At 71.5% G+C, this 24265-nt stretch carries 21 protein-coding genes and 1 tRNA gene; 6 read left to right on the top strand and 16 right to left on the bottom strand.

Going from position 1 to position 24265, the window contains the following annotated elements:
* Positions 1–170 precede the first annotated feature (170 nt).
* From ehuA to ehuB, 4 genes are read right to left on the bottom strand one after another with little or no spacing between them, the layout of a single operon-like run.
* Entirely contained in the window at positions 171–953 is a 783-nt protein-coding gene (gene ehuA, locus ACGFZQ_RS01100; protein WP_393838607.1) for an ectoine/hydroxyectoine ABC transporter ATP-binding protein EhuA, read from the bottom strand.
* Complete coding sequence (gene ehuD / locus ACGFZQ_RS01105) at positions 943–1593, bottom strand: ectoine/hydroxyectoine ABC transporter permease subunit EhuD (RefSeq protein ID WP_351700944.1); 651 nt, start codon at positions 1591–1593, stop codon at positions 943–945. Before ehuD ends, ehuA begins: the two co-directional genes overlap by 11 nt.
* Complete coding sequence (gene ehuC / locus ACGFZQ_RS01110; protein ID WP_393838608.1) at positions 1590–2306, bottom strand: ectoine/hydroxyectoine ABC transporter permease subunit EhuC; 717 nt, start codon at positions 2304–2306, stop codon at positions 1590–1592. The genes ehuD and ehuC overlap by 4 nt, the downstream gene beginning before the upstream one ends.
* Positions 2303–3232, bottom strand: a complete 930-nt coding sequence (gene ehuB / locus ACGFZQ_RS01115) for an ectoine/hydroxyectoine ABC transporter substrate-binding protein EhuB (protein ID WP_351745184.1) — start codon at positions 3230–3232, stop codon at positions 2303–2305. The genes ehuC and ehuB overlap by 4 nt, the downstream gene beginning before the upstream one ends.
* 47 nt (positions 3233–3279) lie before the next feature.
* On the opposite strand from ehuB, the gene ACGFZQ_RS01120 reads away from it, so the two are divergent.
* Positions 3280–3774, top strand: a complete 495-nt coding sequence (locus ACGFZQ_RS01120; RefSeq protein ID WP_393838609.1) for a DUF3830 family protein — start codon at positions 3280–3282, stop codon at positions 3772–3774.
* A 19-nt stretch (positions 3775–3793) separates the two neighbouring features.
* Here the strand turns inward: ACGFZQ_RS01120 and ACGFZQ_RS01125 are convergent, their stop codons facing one another.
* Positions 3794–5647, bottom strand: coding sequence for a right-handed parallel beta-helix repeat-containing protein (locus ACGFZQ_RS01125; protein WP_393838610.1), 1854 nt, complete (start codon positions 5645–5647; stop codon positions 3794–3796).
* A gap of 116 nt (positions 5648–5763) precedes the next feature.
* Positions 5764–6774 carry a LacI family DNA-binding transcriptional regulator gene (locus ACGFZQ_RS01130; RefSeq protein WP_382532971.1) on the bottom strand — a complete coding sequence of 337 codons (1011 nt, stop codon included), beginning with the start codon at positions 6772–6774 and terminating at the stop codon, positions 5764–5766.
* A gap of 200 nt (positions 6775–6974) precedes the next feature.
* Between ACGFZQ_RS01130 and ACGFZQ_RS01135 the strand changes: the two genes are divergently transcribed.
* Positions 6975–8933 carry a hypothetical protein gene (locus ACGFZQ_RS01135; RefSeq protein ID WP_393838611.1) on the top strand — a complete coding sequence of 653 codons (1959 nt, stop codon included), beginning with the start codon at positions 6975–6977 and terminating at the stop codon, positions 8931–8933.
* A gap of 4 nt (positions 8934–8937) precedes the next feature.
* On the opposite strand, the gene ACGFZQ_RS01140 is transcribed toward ACGFZQ_RS01135, so the two are convergent.
* Positions 8938–10353, bottom strand: coding sequence for an amidase (locus ACGFZQ_RS01140; RefSeq protein WP_393838612.1), 1416 nt, complete (start codon positions 10351–10353; stop codon positions 8938–8940).
* A 20-nt stretch (positions 10354–10373) separates the two neighbouring features.
* Complete coding sequence (locus tag ACGFZQ_RS01145; RefSeq protein WP_393838613.1) at positions 10374–11327, bottom strand: D-2-hydroxyacid dehydrogenase; 954 nt, start codon at positions 11325–11327, stop codon at positions 10374–10376.
* A gap of 158 nt (positions 11328–11485) precedes the next feature.
* Here ACGFZQ_RS01145 and ACGFZQ_RS01150 point away from each other — a divergent pair, with 158 nt between their 5' ends.
* From ACGFZQ_RS01150 to ACGFZQ_RS01160, 3 genes are all read left to right on the top strand, one after another.
* Complete coding sequence (locus ACGFZQ_RS01150; RefSeq protein ID WP_351745167.1) at positions 11486–12283, top strand: aspartate/glutamate racemase family protein; 798 nt, start codon at positions 11486–11488, stop codon at positions 12281–12283.
* Positions 12280–13011, top strand: a complete 732-nt coding sequence (locus ACGFZQ_RS01155; RefSeq protein ID WP_393838614.1) for an aspartate/glutamate racemase family protein — start codon at positions 12280–12282, stop codon at positions 13009–13011. Before ACGFZQ_RS01150 ends, ACGFZQ_RS01155 begins: the two co-directional genes overlap by 4 nt.
* Before the next feature lie 108 nt (positions 13012–13119).
* A complete protein-coding gene (locus ACGFZQ_RS01160; protein WP_393838615.1) occupies positions 13120–14217 on the top strand; it encodes an LLM class flavin-dependent oxidoreductase in 1098 nt (365 codons plus the stop codon).
* On the opposite strand, the gene ACGFZQ_RS01165 is transcribed toward ACGFZQ_RS01160, so the two are convergent.
* Positions 14187–16121 carry a putative bifunctional diguanylate cyclase/phosphodiesterase gene (locus tag ACGFZQ_RS01165; protein ID WP_393838616.1) on the bottom strand — a complete coding sequence of 645 codons (1935 nt, stop codon included), beginning with the start codon at positions 16119–16121 and terminating at the stop codon, positions 14187–14189. The genes ACGFZQ_RS01160 and ACGFZQ_RS01165 overlap by 31 nt on opposite strands.
* 350 nt (positions 16122–16471) lie before the next feature.
* Between ACGFZQ_RS01165 and ACGFZQ_RS01170 the strand changes: the two genes are divergently transcribed.
* Positions 16472–17686: a M6 family metalloprotease domain-containing protein gene (locus tag ACGFZQ_RS01170; RefSeq protein ID WP_393839219.1), complete on the top strand. Its 1215-nt coding sequence runs from the start codon at positions 16472–16474 to the stop codon at positions 17684–17686.
* A gap of 85 nt (positions 17687–17771) precedes the next feature.
* On the opposite strand, the gene ACGFZQ_RS01175 is transcribed toward ACGFZQ_RS01170, so the two are convergent.
* The 7 genes from ACGFZQ_RS01175 to ACGFZQ_RS01205 all read right to left on the bottom strand — a co-directional run bounded on the left by ACGFZQ_RS01175 (position 17772) and on the right by ACGFZQ_RS01205 (position 24161).
* Positions 17772–17845 (bottom strand) — tRNA-Lys (locus ACGFZQ_RS01175).
* Entirely contained in the window at positions 17836–18444 is a 609-nt protein-coding gene (locus tag ACGFZQ_RS01180; RefSeq protein WP_393838617.1) for a bifunctional DNA primase/polymerase, read from the bottom strand. The genes ACGFZQ_RS01175 and ACGFZQ_RS01180 overlap by 10 nt, the downstream gene beginning before the upstream one ends.
* 139 nt (positions 18445–18583) lie before the next feature.
* Complete coding sequence (locus ACGFZQ_RS01185; RefSeq protein WP_351745155.1) at positions 18584–18949, bottom strand: hypothetical protein; 366 nt, start codon at positions 18947–18949, stop codon at positions 18584–18586.
* 263 nt (positions 18950–19212) lie between these two features.
* A complete protein-coding gene (locus ACGFZQ_RS01190; RefSeq protein ID WP_393838618.1) occupies positions 19213–20553 on the bottom strand; it encodes an AAA domain-containing protein in 1341 nt (446 codons plus the stop codon).
* Positions 20550–22139, bottom strand: coding sequence for a hypothetical protein (locus ACGFZQ_RS01195; protein ID WP_393838619.1), 1590 nt, complete (start codon positions 22137–22139; stop codon positions 20550–20552). Before ACGFZQ_RS01195 ends, ACGFZQ_RS01190 begins: the two co-directional genes overlap by 4 nt.
* A complete protein-coding gene (locus ACGFZQ_RS01200; protein WP_393838620.1) occupies positions 22130–23311 on the bottom strand; it encodes a hypothetical protein in 1182 nt (393 codons plus the stop codon). The genes ACGFZQ_RS01195 and ACGFZQ_RS01200 overlap by 10 nt, the downstream gene beginning before the upstream one ends.
* A complete protein-coding gene (locus ACGFZQ_RS01205) occupies positions 23208–24161 on the bottom strand; it encodes a phosphatase PAP2 family protein (RefSeq protein WP_393838621.1) in 954 nt (317 codons plus the stop codon). Before ACGFZQ_RS01205 ends, ACGFZQ_RS01200 begins: the two co-directional genes overlap by 104 nt.
* Positions 24162–24265 lie beyond the last annotated feature (104 nt).

The following is a 24265-nucleotide window of genomic DNA, read 5'->3' on the forward strand; positions in this document are numbered from 1 at the left end:
GGAAACGGAGGGGGTGTTGGCGAGATTCCGGCCCTCCCAGCTGCGACGAAGACCCGTTGGCATATGTCAGCGGAATGAGCTGAGCGCCGGACCTCGGGTGATCGAGCGTTCACTTCATGTAATCATGACATCGCGCGGGGAATCTTTTACGACGGTTTGCGCGGAGACGCTTACAGCACCGCGCTGAGGAACTCCCGGGTCCGCTCGTGCTCGGGCTCGCTGAAGATCCGCTCCGGCGGGCCCGCCTCGATGATCCGGCCCGCGTCGAACATCAGGACCTGGTCGGAGATGTCCCGGGCGAAGTTCATCTCGTGGGTCACACAGAGCATCGTGATGTCGGTGGTGCGGGCGATGTCCCTGAGCAGGTCGAGGACGCCCGCGACCAGCTCGGGGTCGAGCGCCGAGGTCACCTCGTCGAGGAGCAGCACCTTCGGCCGCATGGCCAGGGCCCGGGCGATCGCCACCCGCTGCTGCTGGCCGCCGGAGAGCTGGGTCGGCCGGGCGTCGCACTTGTCGGCGAGGCCCACCAGGTCGAGCAGCTCCCGGGCGCGCGCCTCCGCCTCGTCCTTGGAGAGGCCGAGCACGGTCACCGGGGCCTCGGTGAGGTTGCGCAGCACGGTCATGTTCGGGAACAGGTTGAACTGCTGGAAGACCATCCCGATCTGCTTGCGGACCTCCCGCAGCTCCTTCTCCGGCGCCGGGAAGAGCCGCTGCCCGTCGACGGTGATGGTGCCGGCGTCCGGCTTGGTCAGGGTCATCAGCATCCGCAGGATCGTGGTCTTGCCGGAGCCGGAGGGCCCGATCAGGGTGACGTGCCGGCCGGCCTGCACGGTGAGGTCGAGCCCGTCGAGGACGGTGTTGTCCCCGAACCGCTTGGTCACCCCCTCGATGCGGATCAGCTCGGTGGGCGTCGTATCGGCGGTACTCGGCTGCTTGCTGGTCTCAACGGACAAGGCGACGCTCCAGGGTGCGCAGAAGAAGGGAGGCGAGGTAGGAGATGACGATGAAGGCGACGCCGATCACCGTCACCGGCTCGGTGAACTGGAAGTGCTGCTGGGAGAAGAGCCGCGCCTGCCCGAGCATCTCCAGGACGGTGATCGACATCAGGATCGGTGTGTCCTTGAGCATCGAGATCACGTAGTTGCCGAGCGGCGGCACGACCCGGCGCAGCGCCTGCGGCAGGATCACCACCGTCCAGGTCCGCCGCGCCGGCAGGTTCAGCGCCGTCGCCGCCTCCCACTGGCCGACCGGCACGGCCTCGATGCCGGCCCGGTAGACCTGCATGGTGTACGTCGAGTAGTGCAGGCCGATCGCGAGGACACCGGTGGTCAGCGCGGAGAACGTCAGTCCCCACTCGGGCAGCACGTAGAACAGGAAGAACAGCTGCACCAGCAGCGGGGTGTTGCGGACGAACTCGGTCACCACGCCCACCGGCCAGCGCACCCACCTGGTCGGCGTCCGCATCAGCAGCGTCCACACCAGCCCCAGCGAGAACGAGATCAGCGAGCCGAGGACCAGCGCCTCAAGGGTGACCAGCAGGCCGTCCCAGAAGTGCGGCATGAACTCGCTGACGGCACTCCAGTCCCACTTCACGCGACACCACCGACCCCGGTCGCCTCGGCGCGCTTACGCGTACGCGCCTCCTGCTCCGTCCCCGGAGCCTTGCCGATTCCGGCCCGCAGGCGCTTCTCCAGGCCGCGCATCAGCCGGGTGATGACGAACGCGATCACGAAGTAGATCAGCAGCAGGTACGTGTAGATGTGCGCGCTCTCCTGCAATGCCAGGCGCACCAGGTTCCCGCTGAACGCCAGGTCGCCCATGCCGGTGATCGACACCAGCGCGGTGCCCTTGAGCAGTTCGACCAGCAGGTTGCAGAAGGAGGGGATCATCTCCGGTACCGCCTGCGGCAGCAGGATCAGCCGCAGCCGCTGCCAGGGCGTGAAGCTGAGCGCGATTCCGCCCTCCTGCTGTGCCGGGTCGACCGCGTTCAGCGCCCCGCGCACGATCTCCGTGCCGTACGCGCCGTAGGTCAGCCCGAGTGCGAGGGTGCCCGCCCACAGCGGCACCAGCTGCCAGCCGAAGGCGACCGGCAGCACGAAGAACACCCAGAAGATCATCACCAGCGCCGAGGTGCCACGGAACACCTCGGTGTAGAAGCCGGCGAGGAACCGGACGAACCAGTGCCGGCTCGTCCGTGCCACGCCCACCACGAAGGCCACCGCGGTCATCAGCAGCCCGCTCAGCACGAGCAGCTGGACGGTGGTCCAGACGCCCTTGAGTACGAGGTCCCACAGTCCCGAGGTCATCCGCTCTTGCCTCCCCCGCACAGCTCCTTGGCCGTCAGGTCGGTCATCTCGGCCTGGGTGAAGCCGAACGGCCGCAGGATCCGGAGCAGTTCGCCGCTCTTCCTGAGCTTGCGCAGCTCCACGTTGAAGGCGTCCCGCAGCTTCGTCTCGGCCGACCGGAACGCGAACGCGCCCCCGTCCACGTGCGGCTTGCCGTCGACGAGCGGTGCGAAGGGCTTGGTGGCCTCGGCCTTGGCGGACTTCTTGACCACCTCGCGGACGGTGACCGCGGTCCCGGCGAAGACGTCCACGCGCCCGGCCTCCACGGCGTTCAGCCCCGCGACCTGGTCCGGCACGATCAGGATGTCGCTCTCCTTGTACCCTGCCTCGACCGCGTACTGGATCTCCGCGTACCCGGTCCCGGTGGCGAACTTGGCCTTCTTGGCGACGACGTCCTTGTAGTCGTGCAGCCCCTTGGGGTTCCCCTTGCGTACGACGAACGAGTCGAGCATCTGGTAGTCGGGATCGGCGAAGATCACCTGCTCGCAGCGCTCGGGGTTGACGTACATCCCGGCGGCCACGACGTCGAACTGCTGCGAGTTCAGCCCCGGGATCAGCGAACCGAACTCGGTCGGCACCGGCTGCACCTTGTCGACCCCGAGCCGCTTGAAGATCGCCTTCGCCAGCTCCGGTGCCTCACCGGTGAGCTGCCCGTCCTTGTCGATGTACCCGAAGGGGATCTCACCGGCGATCCCGAGCCGTACGACACCCTGGGCGCGCAGCCGTTGCAGCAGGTCACCGCCGTCGGTGCCGGCCGCGGTGGCCACGCGGGTGCAGCCGGCGGCGGCGAGCGCGCCGATGGCGGCGGCACCCGCGAGCACCGCACGCCGAGTTTGTCTGGATTCATACCCAGATGTGTCTGTCTCGTTCCCAAGTGGTGGAGCCATGGCGGCGCGGCTACCCGGGGCCAATCGACTTATGCATCATGGAAGGCATGGCCGATCGATTCATCGAAGTCTCGCTGGTCACCCGCGGGGTCAGTGCCACGGCCCGGCTGCTGGACGACCGGGCCCCGGTGACCTGTGCCGCCGTCTGGGGCGCCCTGCCGCTCGCCGGCGACGTCTACCACGCGAAGTACGCCCGCAACGAGATCTACGCTCTTTTCCCGCCATTCGCGGCGACGGAACCGCCCCTGGAGAACCCGACCGTCACCCCCATCCCCGGCGACCTCTGCTACTTCTCCTTCGCCGGCGCGGAGTTGGGCACGAAGGCCTACGGCTACGACCGCGAGGTGCGCCCCGGCACCACGGTCGTCGACCTGGCCCTCTTCTACGAACGCAACAACCTGCTGCTCAACGGCGATGTGGGCTGGGTGCCGGGGATCGTGTGGGGCGAGGTGGTGCGGGGCCTGCCGGACCTGGCCGAGGCCTGCAACGACCTGTGGCGGACGGGAGCGGCGGGGGAGTCCCTGGCTTTCCGCAGGGCCTAGCCACCCCGGACGCCCTGTTTCAGTCGGCGACCACGGACGTGTTGAGGCCCTTGGCGTAGTGGTTGTGAGCGATCCGGATGTCCGAGCTGCCGTGGAAGACGAACAGCGGTGAGGTGTACGGCGGTTGGTCCGACCCGTCCAGCCGGCGGACGGTGTTGCCGGTGAAGGTGAACCCGCCGACGCTCTTGGCGTTGACCACGGTCACGTCACCGATGTCGAACGAGTTGTGCTCGACCGAGATGTTGTGATGCACCGGGTTCGCCGGGTCGACGACCTGGTTGGTCGGCTCCACGAAGATGACCGGGCCGCTGGGCCGCGTGAACGAGTTGTCGCGGATGGTGAGGTGGGAGACCGGCCCGGACTCGTACCACTGGTAGGCGTCCGCGGAGACGTAGATGCTGGCCATGGACATCGCGTCGAACCGGTTGCCGGTGATCAGGACGGGCTTGCGGGTGGTGACCAGGATGCCGCGGGTCGGCACGTTGCGGAACACGTTGCCGGAGATGACGACCGACGGGGTGGCCGTGATGTTCTCGACGACCGTGCCGCCGATCTCGGTCCCGGCGGGGACCGGCCGGTCGAAGCTGACGGTCATCGTGGTCAGCGGCTTCTCGTGGTCCGTCCCGCTCGGCCCGTCGACCGCGGTGACCTTCGCGTGCGCCGGGGTCAGCCGGGTCATCGTGCGCTTGGCGGTGAACTCGACCTCGTCGCCCGGGGCGAACTGCGGGAATCCGGCGGTCTGCGGGTGCTCGTAGGCGAGGGTGAGGGTGTTCGGCCCGGGTTTCCCGACGACTTCCAGGTAGGTGCCGTGGATGTTGATCGGGTCGTCGTGCGGGCCGTCGAAGAGACTCCGGGTGATCGATACCTTCCCCTTGACGCCGGACATCTGCACGAAGTCCGCGAACGAGGCCGTGGAGCGGCCGGACTTCGGATCGGGGGCGAAGTTCACCTTGTCGATGGAGATGTTCTCGCTGAACTGCCCCACCACACCGAAGGACTGCAGGTAGTAGGCGTTCATCGAGCGCATCGTGACGTTCTTGGACTCCCAGATGAAGGCGCCCGGCTCGGTCCGCTCGATGAGCCGCATCTGGTAGACGAGCCCGGCGTCCGCCGGCTGCGACGCGGTGGTGTAGTCGATGCGGATCCGGCGGCCGCCGAGGTCGGTGACCGCGCCGACGTCGTTGAAGAGAGGGTTGTCTCCGCGCCAGGTCCGTTGCGCCTCGGGGTCGTGGATCTGGGTGTACTGGAGTCCGTCGACCCCCGACCAGTACGGCTGCCCGGTGGCCGGACTGGTCTCGCCGAGCCAGGTGATGTGCGTGCCGTCCACCCGGTACGGGCTGCCGGCCGGGATCGACAGGACGCGGTAGGCGCGACCGTCGCGCACGCCGGTCTCGGCGACGGTCGCGTCGATGACCTCGGGGGCCGCGTAGTCGAAGGAGAAGTTCGTGAAGGTCACGTTCGTCGAGCGGATCGACGCGAACGCCGTCTGGAGGCCGTGGTATTCGAGCTTGGCCCCGCCGCCGTCGACGGTGACGTCGTGCATGTCCTCGACGAGCAGTCCGATCTTCTTGTCCCGGTAACGCTGGTCGGCGCCCACGGTGTTGGACACGTACAGCTCACGTGTCTCGGCCCGCTCGGGATAGAGCTGGTAGGTCCCCTTCGAGAAGACGATCCTGACCGGCCGGTCGAGGCTCCTGGCGTGCCGCAGCGCCGCGGTGACGGCGGGCGCCGAGTCCGTCCGGCCGGTGGGGTCGGCTCCGTAGTCGTCCACGTCGACCACCACCGGTGCCGCCTTCGGCGCCGCGGCGACAGGAGCGGCCGCCCCGCCGCCGAGCAGCGCGAGCGCCACCCCGAGAAACGCGAACCGAGACATGGGCATAGTCCCTCCGGAGCATGCATGAGCGATGAAATACCCGATGAATAGCGGGAGTTACCGCCGATGATCCGGCCGGATCTCCGTGCAGAGTCTGCATAGATCCGATGTCTAGGTCAATGGTCCGGTCGACCAGGTGCCACCGCCGCCGTGCTGGCGCGGATCACCAGCTCGGGGTCGAAGAGGAGCTCGCCGACCGGGACCTCGCGGTTGCCCACCAGGGCGAGGACGCTGCGGGCCACCTCCGCGGCCAGGCGGTCGGCCGGCTGGCGGACGGTGGTGAGCGGAGGGTCGACGAAGTCCATGATCATGGCGCCGTCGTAGCCGACGACCGACACGTCGCCCGGGACGTCGTACCCCTGGCGGCGCGCGCCGCGGATCGCGCCCAGGGCCATGTAGTCGCTGGCGGCCACGATGGCCGTGGCGCCCCGGCCGAGCAGCGAGATCGCGGCGGACTGGCCGCCCTCGACGGTGTAGGACTGCCGGACCACCCACTGCTCCGGATCCTCGACCCCGCGCCGGGCGAGCGAGGAGACGAAGCCGCTGACCCGGCGGTCCGCCGGGCGGTTGCCGACCGGGCCCGACGCCATCCCGATCCGGCGGTGGCCGAGGCGGTGCAGGTGGTCCACGGCGAGTTCGGCGGCCAGCAGGTCGTCGGTGGAGAAGACCGGCACATCGCCCACGCCCTCGAACTCGCCGTTGACCCCGACGAACGGGATCCGGCGGGAGCGCAGCAGTTCGTACGCCGCCGGGTCCGCGCCCTCGATCGTGTTGCTGGCCGACAGGAAGACCACGGCGGCGACGCCCCGGTCGGCGAGGGAGGTCACGAAGTCCAGCTCCTGCACCCCGCCGGGGAAACACGGGCACAGGACCGTCTTCAGGCCGTGCGGGGCGAGCGTGGACTCGATCCGTTCGCAGACGTCGGCGAAGAACGGGTTGGAGACGAACTCGGTGATGACCGCGATGAGCTGCCCCCGGGTCTGCCGCTCGTACCCGAGGTCGGCCATCGCCTGCTCGACCGCCTCGCGGGTCTTGCGCGCCACACCCTGACGCCGGTTGATGACCCGGCTGACGGTGGCCTCGCTCACCTGCGCCCGCTCCGCGACCTCGGTGATGCCGACCTTCATAGCGGTTCCCGCCCTACCTCGCTTGCACGAAAACGATGAAAACTTTCAGCGCATCATGCCATGGAAAACGGCAATGGCTCTGCGTGTCTTGCATGTTTCTTCTGCATGACCATTGAAGCGCCTCTCCGGGCCCTGTTAGCTTGCGGCCACCGCTCGGCCGCCCCACCCGCCCGACCGCAGTGATCGAGACCGGAGACCCGATGAAGCCCTCAAGGCTCATGCTGCTCACCGCCGTTGCCCTGCTCGCACCGATGGCCCCCGCCGTGTCGGCCGAGGCGGCACCGGGCCCCCGCCCCCAACTCACCATCCCCGACCCCGGCTTCGAGAACGGCGGCACGGGCTGGACCTTCACCTCGGGCGCCGGCGTCGGCACCGGCAACAGGCACGGCGGCGAGCGCTTCCTCTACCTCGACGCCGGAGCCGGCAAGAGCGCGGAACTCACCGTCGTCGCGCCCCGCGACGGCAGTTACGACTTCTCCGCGTGGATCGGCAGCGCCGGCACCGGCGGCACGTACACGGTCCGGCGCAACGGCGAGACCGTCGAAACGATCACTCTGCCGCAGCACCCCGGCTACGCCCGGTACACCATCAGCGGCGTCACGTTGAGGACCGGCGACCGGCTGGGGATCGCCTTCGGCTCCGGCACCGCCTGGGTCAACGCCGACGACCTGATGATCTCGCCCGCCGCGCCCGCCGACCCCAAGGTCACCTCGTCCGACCCCGAGATCGCCGAGATGTTCGCGTGGGCCCAGAAGAAGGCCAACAGCTGGGTCCAACTGCCCGGCACGACAGGCCCCGTCAACGTCGACGAGAACCAGACCGGCGGCACCGGCACCGCGTCGTACGAGCCCACCTACTGGGCCGGATACGCCAACCGCAGCGCCTACTACTCCCGCGACATGACCCACCAGCTCGCCGGCGCCCACCTCATCGGCCTCGACGCCGAGAACGAGACCATGCTCCGCTCCTACGCGCAGTCGGCCACCGCCGAACACAAGTACTTCCCGGTGTGGTCCCTCAACTTCGACGCCAGGACGTACCTGAGCATCGACTACAAGAGCCCGGACAACTTCGTGCGCGAGGTGCCGGCCACCTTCGAACTCGTCGAGAAGGCGGCCCAGGCCTACCTCTGGACCGGCGACCGCAGATACGTCGACGACCCGGTGCTGTGGGACTTCTACCGGCACGCCACCGAGCAGTTCATCGACCTGCACAACTCCGCCAAGGACAACGGCAAGGTCAAGGTCGCCGAGGGCACCGGCAACGGCATCTTCCAGGGCGCCGCCAGCTACAACGAGCAGGACGGCGACGGCCTCGCCGAGGCCGGGGACGGCATCGCCTCCGAGTACCAGGCGTACCTGGCGATGGCGGTCCTCGCCCGCGGCAAGGGCGACACCAAACTCGCCAAGACGTACGACAAGAAGGCCGCGGACCTGAAGACGTACTTCAACGACGAGTGGAGCGGCACCGGAACCGGCGCCGACATGGTCCGCGCCTACACCCTCTCCGGCACCCCGGTCACCGGCTGGGGCAAGGAGAACAGCGTCTTCATGCCGATGAAGCAGATCATCGACCCCGGCCCGCGCAACGACGCCTACCTCGACTACATCGAGCAGCAGGAGCTGGGGCCGGAGGGGTCGCCCAACATCGAGTCGACGACCTACCTGCCCGACATGTTCTTCAAGAACAACCGCAACGACACCGCCTGGCAGTGGATGCAGAAGATCTACGGCGAGCGGGAGACCCAGCACGTCAACTCCAGCCAGGGGCCCGACGGCGACTACCCCGAGGTGTCGTTCACCCTGGTCAGCCAGACCGTCCAGGGCCTGATGGGCATCACGCCGGACGCCCCGGACCACAAGGTGACCACCCAGTCGCGGCTGCCGTCCGGCATGAAGTGGCTCCAGGCGGCGGACGTCCCCATCGGCACGGCCACCGTCACCGTGCGGCACGACGGCGCGACGAAGACCACGCTGACGAACAACTCCCGTGAGACTTCCTACCGTTGGGAGGCCCGCTTCCCCGGCGTGCACAAGCGGATCGAGGTCGACGGCGTCCCCCAGCGGGTCCGCACCAAGAAGGTCGACGGCGTGACGTACACGTACGCGACTCCGACGGTACGGGCGGGACGGACGGCGGTGGTCCAGGTGACCGGCTGACGCGTCAGACCGCGACGGCGCTGACCGGCGGTACCGAAGCCGCCCCCGCCTCGTACAGCGCATGGGCCGCCCGCAGCACCAGATCGTCCCGGTGGCGGGCGGCCACGAGCTGCAACCCCACCGGCAGCCCGTCCCCGTCCAGCCCCACCGGCACGGTCGCGGCCGGCTGCTGGGTCAGGTTGAAGGGGTACGTGAACGGCGTCCACCCCGTCCAGCGACGGAAACCCGAGTTCCTCGGCATCTCCGCCCCCGCCTCGAACGCGGTGAGCGGCAGCGTCGGCGTGACCAGCAGGTCGTACCGCTCGTGGAAGAGGCCCATGCGGCGCCCCAGGTCCATCCGGACGTCCACCGCCGCCAGATACTCCAGCGCGCTCAGCCCGGCCCCCCGCCCGCAGATCTCCCGCAGCCCCGGGTCGAGCGACGCCCGCTGCTCCGGGGAGAGACGCTGGGTCACCCGGGCCGCCCCCGCGAACCACAGCGCGTGGAACGCCTCCACCGGATCGCTGAAGTCCGGGTCGGTCTCCTCGACGTACGCGCCCAGCCCGGCCAGCCGCGTCACCGCCCGCCGTACCGCCGCCGCGACCCCCGGCCGGACCGCCACCTGGCCGCCCAGCGTCGGTGAGAACGCCACCCGCAGTCCGCGCACGCCCCCGGAGAGGCCGGCCGTGAAAGACCCCGGGGCGGGACCCAGCGCCGACCAGTCCCGGGCGTCCGGGGTGCCGATCACGTCCAGCAGCAGTGCCGCGTCGGCCGCGTCCCGGGTCATCGGGCCCACGTGCGACAGCGTGCCGAAGGCGCTCGCGGGGTAGAGCGGGACGCGGCCGTACGTCGGTTTCAGGGCGAAGATCCCGCAGAAGGCCGCCGGGATGCGCACGCTGCCGCCGCCGTCCGTGCCCAGCGACAGGGGCCCGGCGCCCAGGGCGACGGCCGCCGCGCTGCCGCCGCTCGAACCGCCCGCGGTGCGGGACGGGTCGTACGGGTTGCGGGTGATCCCGGAGAGCGGGGAGTCGGTCACGCCCTTCCAGCCGTGCTCGGGGGTGGTGGTCTTGCCGATGAACACCGCGCCGTGCTCGCGCAGCCGGGCGACGGAGGGCGCGTCCTCGTCCCAACTCCCGTCGGCGGACACCGTCCTGGAGCCGCGCAGGGTCGGATGACCGCGCATCAGCAAGATGTCCTTCACCGTCACCGGGACGCCGTCGAGCAGGCCCTTCGGCTCGCCCCGCCGCCACCGTTCCGCCGACTCCCGTGCCTGGGCCAGTGCGTCCTCCTCGGTGAGGCGGACGAAGGCGTTGACCTCCGGCTGGATCCGGGCCGCCCGTTCCAGGACCGCCCGGGTGGCCTCCACCGGGCCGAACCCGCCCGTGCGGTAGCCGTCGAGGAGCTGTCGGGCGGTGAGGCCGGTGAGGTCGGTGAGCTGCATGAGGGGCACCCTCCCGGGAGTCAGTGACCGGGCACGTAACCGCGCTTCTTGTCGACCACGTTCAGCAGAGATCTGCCCGCCGCCCACCGCTCGTACAACTCCACGAACTGAGTGCCCAGTTCGTCCCGCCAGCCGATCGTGTCCCCGCTCATGTGCGGCGAGACGATGAGGCCGGGCACGTCCCACAACGGGCTGTCGGCAGGGAGCGGCTCGGTGGTGAAGACGTCCAGGGCCGCGGCGGCGATCCAGCGCCGGGTCAGCGCCCGCACCAGCGCGTCCTCGTCGACCAGCTGGCCCCGGCCGACGTTGATGAAGCAGGCCGACGGCTGCATCACGTCGAAACGGTGCGCGTCGAACATGCCCCGCGTCTGCTCGGTCAGCGGCGCGGCCGCGATCACCCAGTCCGCGCGGGACATCAGCCGATCGAGGTCGTCGGGGCCGTGGATGCCGGTGCGCGGGACGCGGCCGACCAGCGCGGTGGTGATGTCGAGCGCCTTGAGGGTGCGGACGATGGCCCGGCCGATCGGGCCGGAGCCCACCACGCACGCGCGGGTGCCGCCGACCCGGCGCGCCTCGCGGTGCCGCCAGGTCCGCTCCCGCTGGAGGCCGAGGGTTTCCGGCAGGTCCTTGGCGATCGCGAGGACCAGCGCGGCCACGTACTCGGCGATGGGCCGGTCGAAGACCCCGCGCGCGTTGGTGACGACCGTGTCGGACGCGGCCAGTTCGGGGCACATCAGATGGTCGACGCCCGCGCTCGCCGTGTGCACCCAGCGCGGCCGCGGCCCCTCGCCCGGCCAGGCGTCGCGGACGGCGTGCGAGGCGAAGTCCCAGATCAGGAGGGCGTCGGCCGCAGGCAGCCGGGCCGCCAGACCCGCCGCGTCCGTGTGCACGATCCGGGCGCGGCCGGTGAGCCGGCCGAGCCGCGGGGGCGGGTCGGCGTCGAGGACCAGCAGGGTGGGGACGGGCGGCGTCATTCGGGGCGGTCTCCCGGCGTCCGGCAGCGTCTGACATGGGCGGATCGAGCGTCTGAGATGCGCGGATTGACCACGCTCGCACCCGAACCTACCTTCGTCAACACGGGCGTGACCCGACCGTTGCCCCTCGACTTCCAGCGTGAGGCCGGTGACTCCCCATGGACGTCTCCTTTCTGGGCGGACCCCGTCCCCAGCGCGGTGTCGGAGTCGTGGCGCCCTTCGACTTCGCTCTGGACCGCGAACTGTGGCGCTGGGTGCCCGACGACGTGTCCCTGCACCTGACCAGGACGCCGTTCGTGCCGGTCGAGGTCAGCCTCGACCTGGCCCGGCTGGTCAGCGAGCACGAGACACTCGGCGAGGCGGTGCGCGCGCTGACCGCCGTCGCACCCGAGGTGGTCGCCTACGCCTGCACCTCCGGCAGCTTCGTCGGCGGCATCGCCGGGGAGCGCGCGATGTGCGAGGCGATGACCCGCTCCGGCGCGCTGCCCGCGCTCACCACCTCCGGTGCGCTGCTCGACGCGCTGACCGAGCTGGGCGTACGGCGGCTCGCGCTGGTCACGCCGTACACGGTCTCGGTGACGCGGGTGCTCGAGGAGTACGTCGCGGAGGCGGGCGTCCAGGTCGCCGGGGTCGCGTTCATGGGGCTGACCCGGCACATCTGGCAGGTGCCGTACCGGGACGTGGTCGCCATGGCCCGGCAGGCGGTACGGCCCGGGGCCGCCGACGCCCTGTTCATCTCCTGCACCAACCTGCCCACCTACGACGTCATCCCCCAGCTGGAGGCCGAACTGCGCGTCCCCGTTCTGTCGGCCAACCAGGTCACGATGTGGGCGGCGCTGCGCAGGCTGGGTACCCGAGCCGTTGGGCCCTATCAGACGCTGATCGGTCATCCGGACGGATCGGCGCCGCGGGAGTGGCCCGTACTGCCGGAAGAACAGCAGGAAGGGTGGACATGACAGCGCTCGGAATCCTCTATCCGGGGCACTCCGCGGAAGACGACTACCCGCGCATGGAACAGCTCCTCGGCAGCGACATCCGGGTGGACGTCGTCCACACCGACATCGGCGAGGACGCGCACCGGGTGGACGCGCTGCTGGAGATGGGATCGGCCCGGCGGCTGGCGGCCGCGGTGGACGAACTACGGCTCGCGGGCGCGGACGCGGTGGTGTGGGCGTGCACCAGCGGCAGCTTCGTGTACGGCTGGGAGGGCGCCCACCAGCAGATCCGGGACCTCGCCCAGGCGGCCGGGCTGCCGGCGTCGTCCGCGTCCTTCGCGTTCGTGCACGCGGCGCGGGAGCTCGGGGTACGGCGGGTGGCGGTCGGCGCGACCTACCCGGACGACGTGGCGCAGCTCTTCGCGGACTTCCTGCGGGCCGGGGGCCTGGAGGTCACCGGGGTCCGCGCGTCGGGGATCGTCACGGCGGCGGAGGTGGGGACGTGGGGGGAGGAGGAGGTGCTCACCCTGGCGCGGACCGCGGACGCCTCCGGCGCGGAGGCGGTACTCCTCCCGGACACGGCGCTGCACACGGCGGCGCATCTTCCGCTCCTGGAGAAGGCGCTGTCCAAGCCGGTGCTCACGGCGAACCAGGTGACCGTGTGGGAGGGCCTGAGGCTGGCCGACCGCCGGGTGAACGAGCCGGCGCTGGGCACCCTGTTCACCCGCCAACCGATCATCCAGGCCTGACCCCCCGCACCAGGGGGCTCCCGCCCAGCGGCGTCAGGAATAAGCGGAGCCATCCTCCTGTTACCGCCCACTAGTACAGCTCATGGTCGCAAACAGGAGGCTCTCACCGTGTCGGCAGACGAGATCCGGGGCATCACGCACGGGACCGCCCCCGTCCCCCTCTCCGTACTGGACCTGGTGACCGTGGGCACCGGCAGTACCGCCACCGACGCCCTGCGCACCAGCGTGGAGCTCGCGCGGCTCACCGAGGCCCGCGGTTTCCAGCGGTTCTGGGTCGCCGAGCACCACTCCATGCCCGGGGTGGCCTCCTCGTCGCCCGCCGTGATCCTCGCCCACCTCGCCGCCCACACGGAGCGCATCCGGCTGGGTTCGGGCGGTGTCATGCTGCCCAACCACGCCCCGCTCGTCATCGCGGAGCAGTTCGGCACGCTGGAGGCCATGGCCCCGGGGCGGATCGACCTGGGCCTCGGCCGGGCGCCGGGCACGGACGGGGCCACCGCGGCCGCCCTCCGCCGAACCCAGACCCTCAACGAGGGCGCCGACGACTTCCCCCAGCAGCTCGCCGAGCTCACCCGGTTCCTGGACGACGACTTCCCCGACGGCCACCCGTACCGCCGGATCCACGCCATCCCCGGCCCCGTCCAGAGCACCAGCCCCGGCGGTGTGCAGTCCCCGCACCGGCCGGTCGTCTGGCTGCTCGGCTCCTCCGGCTTCAGCGCCCGGCTCGCCGGCATGCTCGGGCTGCCGTTCGCCTTCGCGCACCACTTCTCCGCGCAGAACACCGTCCCGGCCCTCGACCTCTACCGCGAGTCCTTCAGCCCCTCCGCCGTCCTCGACGAGCCGTACGCCCTCATCGGCGTCTCCACGCTCGCCGTGGACGAGGAGCGCGAGGCACGGCGCCAGGTGCGGGCCGGCGCGGTGAACATGCTGCGGCTGCGCACCGGGCGGCCCGGTCTGTTCCCGGACCCGGACGACGTCGAGAAGCACGAGTTCTCCCCGATGGAGGAGGAGTTCGTGCACTCCTGGACCGCCAACATCGTGCACGGCACCGCCGACGAGGTGCGCGCGGGTCTCGACGACCTCCAGAAGCGCACCGGCGCCGACGAGCTGATGCTCACCACCCACGCCCACCGCGGCGAGCTGCGCCTGCGCTCCTACGAACTGATCGCCGACGCCTACGGTTTGCCGACCGGGGTGTCCGCGTAGGTCCGGGTGCACAGCAGCTCGGAGATACGGTCCGGCGTCACCGGCCTGGAGTACAGCCACCCCTGGCCGGTGTCGCAGCCGATGTGACGCAGCCGGGAGGCCTGCGCCGAGGTCTCGACGCATTCGGCGGTGACGGTGAGGCCGAGCCGGTGGGCCAGCTGGATCATCGCCTCCACGACGACCTCGTCGGCCGGGTTCGGGCGGTCGCCCGGGTCGTCGTACTGGAAGCCCCGGACGAAGGAACCGTCCAGCTTGAGGACCGAGACCGGGAGCCGGCTGAGGTAGGCGAGGTTGGAGTAGCCGGTGCCGAAGTCGTCGATGGCGATGCGGACCCCCATGTCGCTCAGGGCCTGAAGGGCCTGCAGCGGACGGCCCGCCGAGCCCATCACCGCCGACTCGGTCAGCTCCAGTTGGAGCAGATGCGGCGCCAGGCCAGTCTCGGCGAGGGTCTGTGCCACGTCCGCGACCAGGTCGGAGTCCCAGACCTGGCGCACGGCCACGTTCACGCTCACGAAGATCGGCGGCTCGCCGGGGTGGTCCAGCTGCCACCGGCGGGCCTGCCGGCAGGCGGTGGTCAGGGCCCAGCGGCCGAGCGGGACGATGGAACCGTCCTCCTCCGCCAATCCGATGAACCGATTCGGCGCTAGTGTGCCGAACTGCGGATGATTCCATCGGACCAGGGCTTCGACCCCGCTCAGCCGCCCGTCCTCCATGCCCACCAGCGGCTGGTACTCGAGCACGAACTCGCCGCGCTCGATGGCCGGGCGGAGGGTGGAGGAGAGCGCCTGGCGGGTGACCAGGTGGGCGTTGCGCTCCGGGTCGAAGAGCGTCCAGCGGGACTTGCCGTCGGCCTTCGCCCAGTAGAGGGTCGTGTCGGCGGCCTGCATCAGACCGGTGGCCGTCGTACCCGCCGCATGGCGCTCCACCACCCCGATCGAGGCCGACAGGGAGAGCCGCTGGCCGGCCAGGTCGAACGGCGCCTGGAGAGCCGCCAGCGCCGACTCGGCCAGATCGGCCAGCTGTTCCGTGCCCGTCGAGTCCTCGACCAGCAGGGCGAACTCGTCGCCGCCGAGCCGGGCCACCAGCGGCGCCCCGGCCCGCGCGAAGCCGGCCTCGCCGGCGACCCGGGTCAGCCGTTCGGCGACGGCGGCCAGCAGCCGGTCGCCCACCCGGTGGCCGAGGGTGTCGTTGACCGCCTTGAAACCGTCAAGGTCCAGGTAGCACAGGCCGATTCGGCCGGTACCGCCCTGCTCGTACGACTCCGCCTCCAGCGCGGCCGAGAGGCGCTCGAAGAACAACGACCGGTTGGGCAGCCGGGTCACCGGGTCATGCATCTGCAAGTGCCGTAGCCGGGCCTGGAGTTCGCGGCGCGCACTGATGTCGGAGACCGACAGCAGCACGCCCGGGGTGTCCCTCGCCAGCGGGGAGACGGTGACCTGGACCCAGAGCGAGTGCCCGTCGGGGTGCTTGAGCCGGCGGGTGCAGCGCAACTTGGCCTGCCGGCCGCGCAGTACCTCGCGATAGGCGTGCCAGGTACGGGCGTCGGAGGCCAGGTCCACCAGATCCGCGGCGATCCGCCCGGTCAGGCCGGCCGGGTCGGCGCCGATCAGGGTGCCGAACGCCGCGTTGGCGGTGCTGACCAGGCCTTCGCGGTCGACGACGGCCAGGGGCAGCGCGGCGGCCGTGAAGGCGTGCTCGTACGTGTTCGGATCCGGCGTCCGGCCTGTCGGCTGTGCCGGCTGTGTCAGCTGTACCGGTTGTGTGGTCTGTGTTGTGTCTGCTGTCTCGCCTGTCTTCGTGTCGGCCGTCTCGTTGTACGACTTCCGACAGATATTGTCACTCTCTGTGACGGCGGACCGGTCGAGGTCTGCCGCGGGCGTCGGCCCTTCGGACGTTCCGCTCACCGCTCGCTCCCGCAGTGCACTCGATCTCTGTCCGTGCAGGAAAGTGTGCCGATCATAGAGGCTGGCCCAAGGGCCTTCCAGCCACTGTCCAGTGTCCACGATGAAGCACCGGTTCTGACAGATCGTTTCTGCCCGCACCTGGACGGGTTCTTGAGCCACCTGGCCACTTGTGACGTTCCGTGAGTTTCCCGGGGTGTCGGCCGTTCGGGTACCTCACCCTTCTGGTGCAGGTAAACAGGTCATATGGTGGCAAACTCGCACAGGCTGGGTGGCGGTGTCCCGCGAACCGCCCCGGAGGTCCTTCCGTGCCGCGTCTCCTGCTGCGCAGCACCGCCGCCGTGTTCACCACGATGTCGGCGCTCGTCGCGACGACGATCCTGACCGGACCGTCGGCCGCCGAGCCGTTCTCCACGGCTCCCTGTGCCCTGCACCGCACCGACGCGCACCACTCCGAGGGCGTCGACACCTGGAACGCCGGCTACACCCGCCCCACCCACCCGCTCTCGGCCGTGATGGTGTTCCTGTCCTTCCCGGACGCGCCCCCGCGCACCACCCCCGCGGAGCTGGCCGCCGACCACTTCCCGGCCACCAGCCGCTACTTCGAGCAGGCCTCCTACGGGAAGTTCACCATCCGGCCGCACCCGCTGACGCACTGGCTGCGGATGCCCCGGCCCTCGGTCGCCTACGGCATGAAGCGCGACTGGAACCTGCTGCTGCGGGCCGCCTACCTGCGGGACGCGTTCGCGGCGGCCGATCCCCAGGTCGACTTCTCGCGCTACGACGTCGTGTACCTGGTGGCCGATCCGGACGCGCCGGGCGTCGACTCCGACGCCACGAAGGTGGTCAACCTGGACGTCCCGGTGCACGTCGACGGCACGGACCTCCGCCGGGTCGTCACCGTCTTCGAGAGGCATCCGCCGGACCGGCTGGTTCTCGCCCATGAGACCGGGCATGTCTTCGACCTCCCCGACCTCTACCACCGCCCGGTGGACGGCAAGGGCGACTGGGACACCTATGTCGGCGACTGGGATCTGATGGGCAGCCAGTTCGGTCTGTCCCCGGACCTCTTCGCCTGGCACAAGTGGAAGCTCGGGTGGCTGAATCCGCGCCAGGTGGTGTGCGTACGGGGGACCCGGCCGACCCGGTTGACCCTGGAGCCGCTGTCGGCCGGGCCGGGGGTGCCGGAGGTGGGCGCCGCGGGCGCGCCGGCCTTCGGGCTCGGCGACGGCACCAAGCTGGCGGTGGTCCGCACCGGGCCCGACAGCGTGCTGGCCTTCGAGGCGCGGGGCGCGTCCGGGAACGACAGCGCGGCCTGCCGGCAGGGCATCCTCGTCTACCGGGTCCGCGACGAGACGGCCTCCGGCGGCGGCCCGATCGAGGTGGTCGACGCCCATCCGCGCACCGAGGCCTGCTGGGAGAACTCCGTCTACCCGCCGCTCGCCGACGCCCCGGTCGCCCTCGGCGAGAGCTTCACCGTCCCGGGGGACGGCGTGCGGGTCGAGGTGGAGGGGCGGACGGCGTCCGGCGCGTGGAACGTGAAGATCACGCCGGGGGAGCTGGACTGACACGCGGGCGGCGGAGCCGGAAGGTGGCGGGTCGGAAACACGAAAGGCCAAGCTCACAGGAGCTTGGCCTTTCGCCTACTTCGCGTGCGCCGCCAGGGACTCGAACCCCGGACCCGCTGATTAAGAGTCAGCTGCTCTAACCAACTGAGCTAGCGGCGCCTGCTGACGTCGTAGACCTTAGCACCCTGATCGGCGGGAGGAAAAATCGATATCCGCACGGCCGAGCGGGCCGCCCGCACCGCCGCCCAGAGCAGGATTTCCGGTCCGGGGAGCCAGGGCTGCCGGGTGTCCGGGCCGACCAGCCAGCGCGCGCCGGCCGGGGCCGGGGAGTGGTCGCCGTTGAGCGCGGGGACGGTCACCGCGTCGCCGGTGCCGTGGCACAGCAGCGGCGGAACGGCCTGGCCACGGCCGCCCCACTCCTCCCAGCCCAGCAGCGACGGCAGCCGGGCGGCGGTGCCGGGGGCGGCGAACAGGAGCATCCGGCCCCGGAACGCCGCGACCGGCCCGGAGCCCGGCCCCTCGTCCCACAACCGGTCCAGCATGCGGCGGCCGAACACCGCCGGGGCGTTCACCACGTCGAACACCGAGCCGCAGGGCAGGACGACCGGGGCGTCCGGCCGCTCCTCCCACAGGGCGAGCGTGCTCCGCGGATACGTTCCTGCGGAGGCGAGCCAGGCGGCTCCGTCGGAGGTGACCCCGGCGGCGTCGGAACGGTCGCCGGGGCCGTGGAGGGGCGTCTCGTGCGGTGTGCTGCTCATAGGGAATTGATACCTATCGTGAGCCGACGCTCGCCGTGAGTTGCGGAAAACCGGGACGGGAGGGAGCGGAGGGGGTATCTTGCCCGCCTGGCACCCGCCTGGCATATGCCGCGTGCGGTACCCCGCTCCGCGGAGACCGCTAGAGGGGCTCCGCCGGCTCCGCGTCCTCGCTGCCCTTCAGCAGGTCCCGGCCGAACTCGACCATCTTCTTCGCGTAGTCCTCGGTCCACTCGGCCCGCGCGGCGATGTCGGCCGGGGTCAGACGGTCGAAGCGGCGCGGGTCGGCGAGCTGGGCGGCGGCCATGGCCTGGAACTCCACCGCGCGGTCGGTGGCCACACGGAACGCCTGGGTCAGCTCGGTCGCGCGCGCCAGCAGCGCCGCGGGGTCGTCGATCGACTCCAGGCCGAAGAAGTGCTCCGGGTCGGCGACCGCTGCGACCGGCTCGAAGAGCAGGTGCGCGGGGCGTAGCCGCGGTTCGTTCCGACGCGGCGTGGGCTCCGCCATGTCTGGTCCTCCTCGTACGGTTCGGTGCCTACGGTTCGATGGCCACCGTCCATTCTCTCGCGCCCGCGCAAGCCCACCCCAAGGCCGCCGGATGACGCTGCGCTCACCGGCACCTCCGTCAGGGCCACCGGCTGACCCGGTGTTCGGCCAGGTGGGCCAGTACCTCGTGGCTCGCCCCCCAGTCGTCCGGGCTGTGGTCATCGGCCGCCTGCGGCGGCGTGCCGGGCTCCGTGCGGCGGGTGGGGCGGTGGGCGGGGTTCTCGTCAGGGCCGCCAGCTGATCCGGTGTTCGGCCAGGTGGGCCAGTACCGCGTGGTTCGCCTCCCAGCCGTCGGGAAATTTGACGAGTGTGCCCAGCTGGACCGGTTCTGTCGACGGGTAGTCGTCCAGGAGGTCGGTCACGCCGGCTCGGCAGATCACGATGCAGGCCTGGCGGTGCCGGGAGGCCAGGACGCACAGGCGGCCCGTCTCCAGGTGGAAGGCGGTGGCGTCGGGGCGGCCGGAGAGCGGGTGGAGGACGACCGTCACGTCGTACTCGCGGCCCTGGAGGCGATTCGCGGTGTCGACGGTGATGTCCGTCACGCCCAGCTCCGCCAGGGCCGCGCGGACCGCCGCCGCCTGGTCCCGGTGGGCCGTGCCGACGGCGATCCGGTCGGCGGTGAGGGGGGACGGATCGGGCGAGCGCTCGGAGAGAGCCGCTCCGCCCCGGTCGAGGAGTCGTCGTACCACCGTCGCCACCGCCCGGACCGCCTCCGGGTCGGTGCGCGGGGTGTGCCCGGCGGGCAGTTCCAGCAGGCCCCAGCCGGACTCCGCCGCCTCGTCGATCACCCGGTCGGGTCCGGAGCCGTCGGAGGGCACGGCGAAGGCCAGCCGGCGGTCGCCGTGGTCGGTGCCGCTGCGGAACGGGGTGTACGGGTAGAACGCGCCCGAGACGAGCGGGGCGGCGGACGCGGGGAGGCGCCAGGAGACCGGGAGGCGGTGCTGCGGGAGGCCCGGGTTGTGGGCGAGGAGGGTGGAGACCGCCGACGCCGAGGGGTCGTACGACAGGCCCGCCCACTGCTCGCTGCCCACCGTCGCGAACGGGTCCAGCTGGCCGGGGTCGCCCACGAACAGCGCCCGTTCGAACAGCCCGGCCACGGCGAGCAGCGAGTCCGAGCGCATCTGGTACGCCTCGTCGACGATCGCGTGCCGCCAGGGCTCGTCCACCGTGACATGCGCCCACTTCGCGGCGGTGGACAGCACCACCGGCGCCTCCCGCAGGTCGGCCGCCTTCGCCGACTTGCGGACGTTCGGCAGGTCGTCCAGCGCCTTGTCGTACGGGTCGGCGTCACTGCTGTGCAGTCGGCCGACGGGCAGCTCCGGGTTCTGCTCGGCGAGTCTGAGGACCAGGTCGTCGACCTGCGCGTTCGTCTGCGCGACCACCATCAGCGGGCGGCCCGCGGCGGCGAGTTCGAGGGCCGCGCGGACCACCAGCGTGGACTTGCCCGCGCCCGGCGGGGAGTCCACGACCACGCCCCGGTCGGTGCCGTGCAGGGTGTCGTGGAGGATCGCGTCGGTGGCGCGGGTGGCGGCCGCACCCGGGTCGAAGTCGACGTCGGCCGTCACAGCACGTCCTCCTCGGTCACCGTGTCGGCCGCCTCCGACGCGGCCTCGCCGGGCGGGCCGCCGTGGGTCCACGGGGTCGCCTCCGGGTCGGGCAGCTTCGCCCCGCCGCGCTGCTCGTGTTCGAACAGGGTGAACGTGAGCAGGTCGCCCTTCTCCGGGACCGACCCCGTCTCCGGCTCCTTGCCCCGGCCCATCTTGTCCAGGACCCGGAGCACCAGGACCCCCTCGGCCTCGTGCCCGACGAACTCCATGGACTGCGGCTTGCCGCCCAGCGAGCGGTACGCCTTCGCGCGCTCCCCGAGATGCGGCCGGTCCTCTGTTCGCAGGGTCACCAGCGGGCGCGGGCTGGGCCGCTTGCCCTCGCTGTACGCCATGACGACATCGAGGACCTCGCCCGCGAACGCCTCCCCGGTCAGCCGCCGCCCCGCCATCACCAGCGGGTCGTCGAGTGCCTCCTGGGCGTCCAGCCGGGCCTGTTCGCGCTCGCGGGTGGCCAGTTTGTTGGCGGCGGTGACCGCGTCGTCGCGGCGCGGCTGTGGCGGCTCACCGGCCAGCACCCGGTCCCGGTGGCCGGTGAACGACCAGCGGTCGCGGGTCCACCGCTCCTCGACCCGGGCGCCCTCCGGCAGCCCGTGCAGCAGGTCGAGCCCGCGCCAGACCGCGTCCCAGGCGGGCCGGGTCCGGCTCGCGACGAGGTCGCGGATCTCCTGCTCGGCGGCGGTGAGGATCGCCAGCCGGGTGTCGGCCTGGAGGCCGTCCTGGGCGCCGGCCAGGGCGGTGCGGGCACGGTCGTACCGCTCGAAGGCGGGGGCCAGCAGCTTGTTGTCGAACGCCGGGTCGGTGGCCGGGCCGGCCGGCGGGCACAGCAACTGCCCCTCGCCGTCCCGGGCCAGCTCGGCCACGCGCGCCGCCGCCGCGCCCGTGCTGCCGTCCGGAGGGCTGATCCAGGCGAGCAGTGCGCCCAGGTGCTGGTCCTCGACGCCGGACTGTCCGGTCGCCCAGTGCCGGGAGAGCAGGTCCGTCATGGCGAGGAGGAGGGAGGAGCCGGGGACGCGGGCGCGCTCGCCGAAGTGGGTGAGCCAGCGGCCGAGCAACGGCACCCGGGGCAGGGCCGGATAGGGCGCCTCCGGGTCCTGCTCCGCCGTGCGGCGGAAACGCATCGACCGCCCCAGCAGCCGTACGTACTCGATGCCGGTGCGGCCCGGGACGATCAACTGGGGTGCGTCCGCGCACAGTTCCACCTCGACCTTGACCCGCTTGCCGGTCTCCGGGTCGGTCTCGGTGCGCTCGGCGGCCTCGACCGAGCCGGCGTAGGAGTCCAGGTACGGCAGGACGACGTCGGCGAGCTCGGCGAGGAACGCGAACCGCAGGTCACGGTCGCGCGGCTGCGGTACGACCAGCAGGCGCGGGGCGTCCCGGTCGGTGCCGACCAGGGCGCCGAGGGGCGCACCCGCCTCACCCGAGGTGGTGAGCGGCACGAAGACGAGGGGGTGCCCGGACAGGTGCCGGTGGCGGACGGTCGCGGCGGGCTGGGCGGTGCCCGTGCTCACGGCTTCGAGACGGGCCAGGGTGGTGATCAGGGACACCTGGCCCCCTGGGCGCTCAGCGCTTCGGCGCGCAGGGCCGCCGCACGGCGCAGGGCCGCCACCGCCGGATCGTCCGGGTCGCCGCTCTCGCCGCGCGCCGCCGACAGCACGTCCTCGACGGTGGTCAGCCCGCCCAGCTCGGCCCGGACCGCGCGGCCGAGCGTGGTGACCTCGTCGGCCGCGCGGGAGCGCTGCCGGCAGTGGAAGGCGAGTTCGCAGGCGGACAGGCACTCGGGCGCGTAGGCCGCCGGGACCGCCTCGACGGCCGCCGTCAGCTGCTCGGCGGGCAGGCCGGGGGCGAAGCAGGTGCCTTCCGGGAGGGTGTCGGCGATGTCCTGGATGCGGGTGAGCCGGGTCAGCTGGCGGGCGGTGACCGCGCGCTGCTTGCGGACGTCGACGGCGGCGGCGGTGGGCAGGTTGGAGAAGTCCTTGGGGCAGACCAGCAGCACGTCGTGCCGCACCCGCGGGGCGGGGTCGAGCCGGGCCGCGACCTCCTCGAGGGCCAGTACGTACACCGCCGCCTGCCGGGCCGCCGCCCCCACCTTCGCCGGGTCCGCCGAACCGTCCAGCATCGGGAAGGACTTGATCTCCACGACCGTCCAGCTGCCGTCGGGGTGCACGACCACCGCGTCCGGCTCCAGGAACGCCGGGGAACCGGCCACCTGGAGGGCCAGCATCGGATGGTCGAGAAGAACCCAGCCGCCCGCCTCGCCCGTCTCGCGCAGTGCCAGTGCCGTACGGGCCGTCCGCCCCTCGGGGCCGATCGCGGACAGGTCGGGCACGGCGGCCCGCTCGGCCGGCTCGGCGCCCGGATCGAGGTGCTTGCGCACCAGCCGCAGCAACTCCGCCCCGCCGTCCGCCTTCACCTTGGCCTCGAAGGCGTTGCCCCGGGTCAGCGCGAACTGGGACTGGCCGAAGGCCGACGGTGCGCCGAGGGCGCTGGCCAGCGCGGTCTTGTCCACCCCGGCGCCGTCCAGGATCGCCCGCCTTCGGCACCCCGGGTTGGCGGCGAGCGCCGCGAGGGCGCGCGCGTCGAGGGCCTTGGCGGGGACGTCGGGGCCGCGCAGCTCAGCGAGCTGGTGCCGGAGCGCCGTCCCCCGCGTCGCTGGGGGAGGCGTCCGGTTCGGCTCCGGAGGCGAGCCGGGACTCGCGCTGCGATGGAATGCGCTCACCCGGCGAAGTCTGGCATCCGCCACTGACAATCGGGGAAACTGCGCCGCCGGAGCGTGCTGCGACCAGTGAGGTGCCCCGGGTCACCCGGACCCGGACGAAGTCCGCGGCCCGCGTCACGTACGGCGCGACCAGGTAGCCGACGCCCATCACGAACACGCCCGCGACCGCGTCCAGGAAGTAGTGGTTGGCGGTACCCATGACCACGATCGCGGTCAGCAGCGGGTAGGCCACGCCGAGGACCCTGGTCAGGCGGTTGCCGCCGTGGCGCCAGAGCATGACCCCGCACCACAGCGCCCAGCCGCAGTGCAGGCTCGGCATCGCCGCGTACTGGTTGGTCATGCCGCCGAGACCGCGCGGGGCGCTGGCGTCGCCGCCCCACCAGCCGTACGAGCTGTACTGCGCCATCGTGTCGACGAAGCCGTACTTCGCGTCGAGCAGCCGGGGCGGGCAGGTGGGCAGCAGGGTGAAGCCGATCAGGCCTATGAACGTGGATGTCATCAGCCAGGTGCGGGCCCGCCGGTAGACCTCGGCGCGCTTGCGGAACAGGAACACCAGGATCAGCGGGGTGACCAGGTAGTGCAGCGAGGCGTACCAGAAGTCGGCCGGCACGCCGAGCCATGCCTCGCGGGTGAACAGGCGGTTGAGCGGGTGCTCGGCGTTGAGGTGCAGGGCCTTCTCGATGCGCAGGATCGCCAGGCCGTGGTCGACGGCGGTCGAGGTGTCGCCGCGCGCGAGCAGGCGGCCGGCCGTGTAGCAGCCGTACACCAGCAGGATCAGCGGCAACTCGGTCCACCAGCGCAGTCGGGTTGGCGCAGCCACCTCGGTGCCCGTTTTCTCGGTCTGCGGCATCCGACTGCCTCCCCCTTCTCGTCCCTGTCTGCGCGGCACCCGGCTGGCCGACCGTGACACTTTACGTTGCGCGCAATCCCGCCCATGCAGGGCGCTCAGCCCTC

Origin of the sequence: Streptomyces sp. NPDC048254, from assembly GCF_043201895.1 — a bacterium.
Taxonomy (GTDB): domain Bacteria; phylum Actinomycetota; class Actinomycetes; order Streptomycetales; family Streptomycetaceae; genus Streptomyces.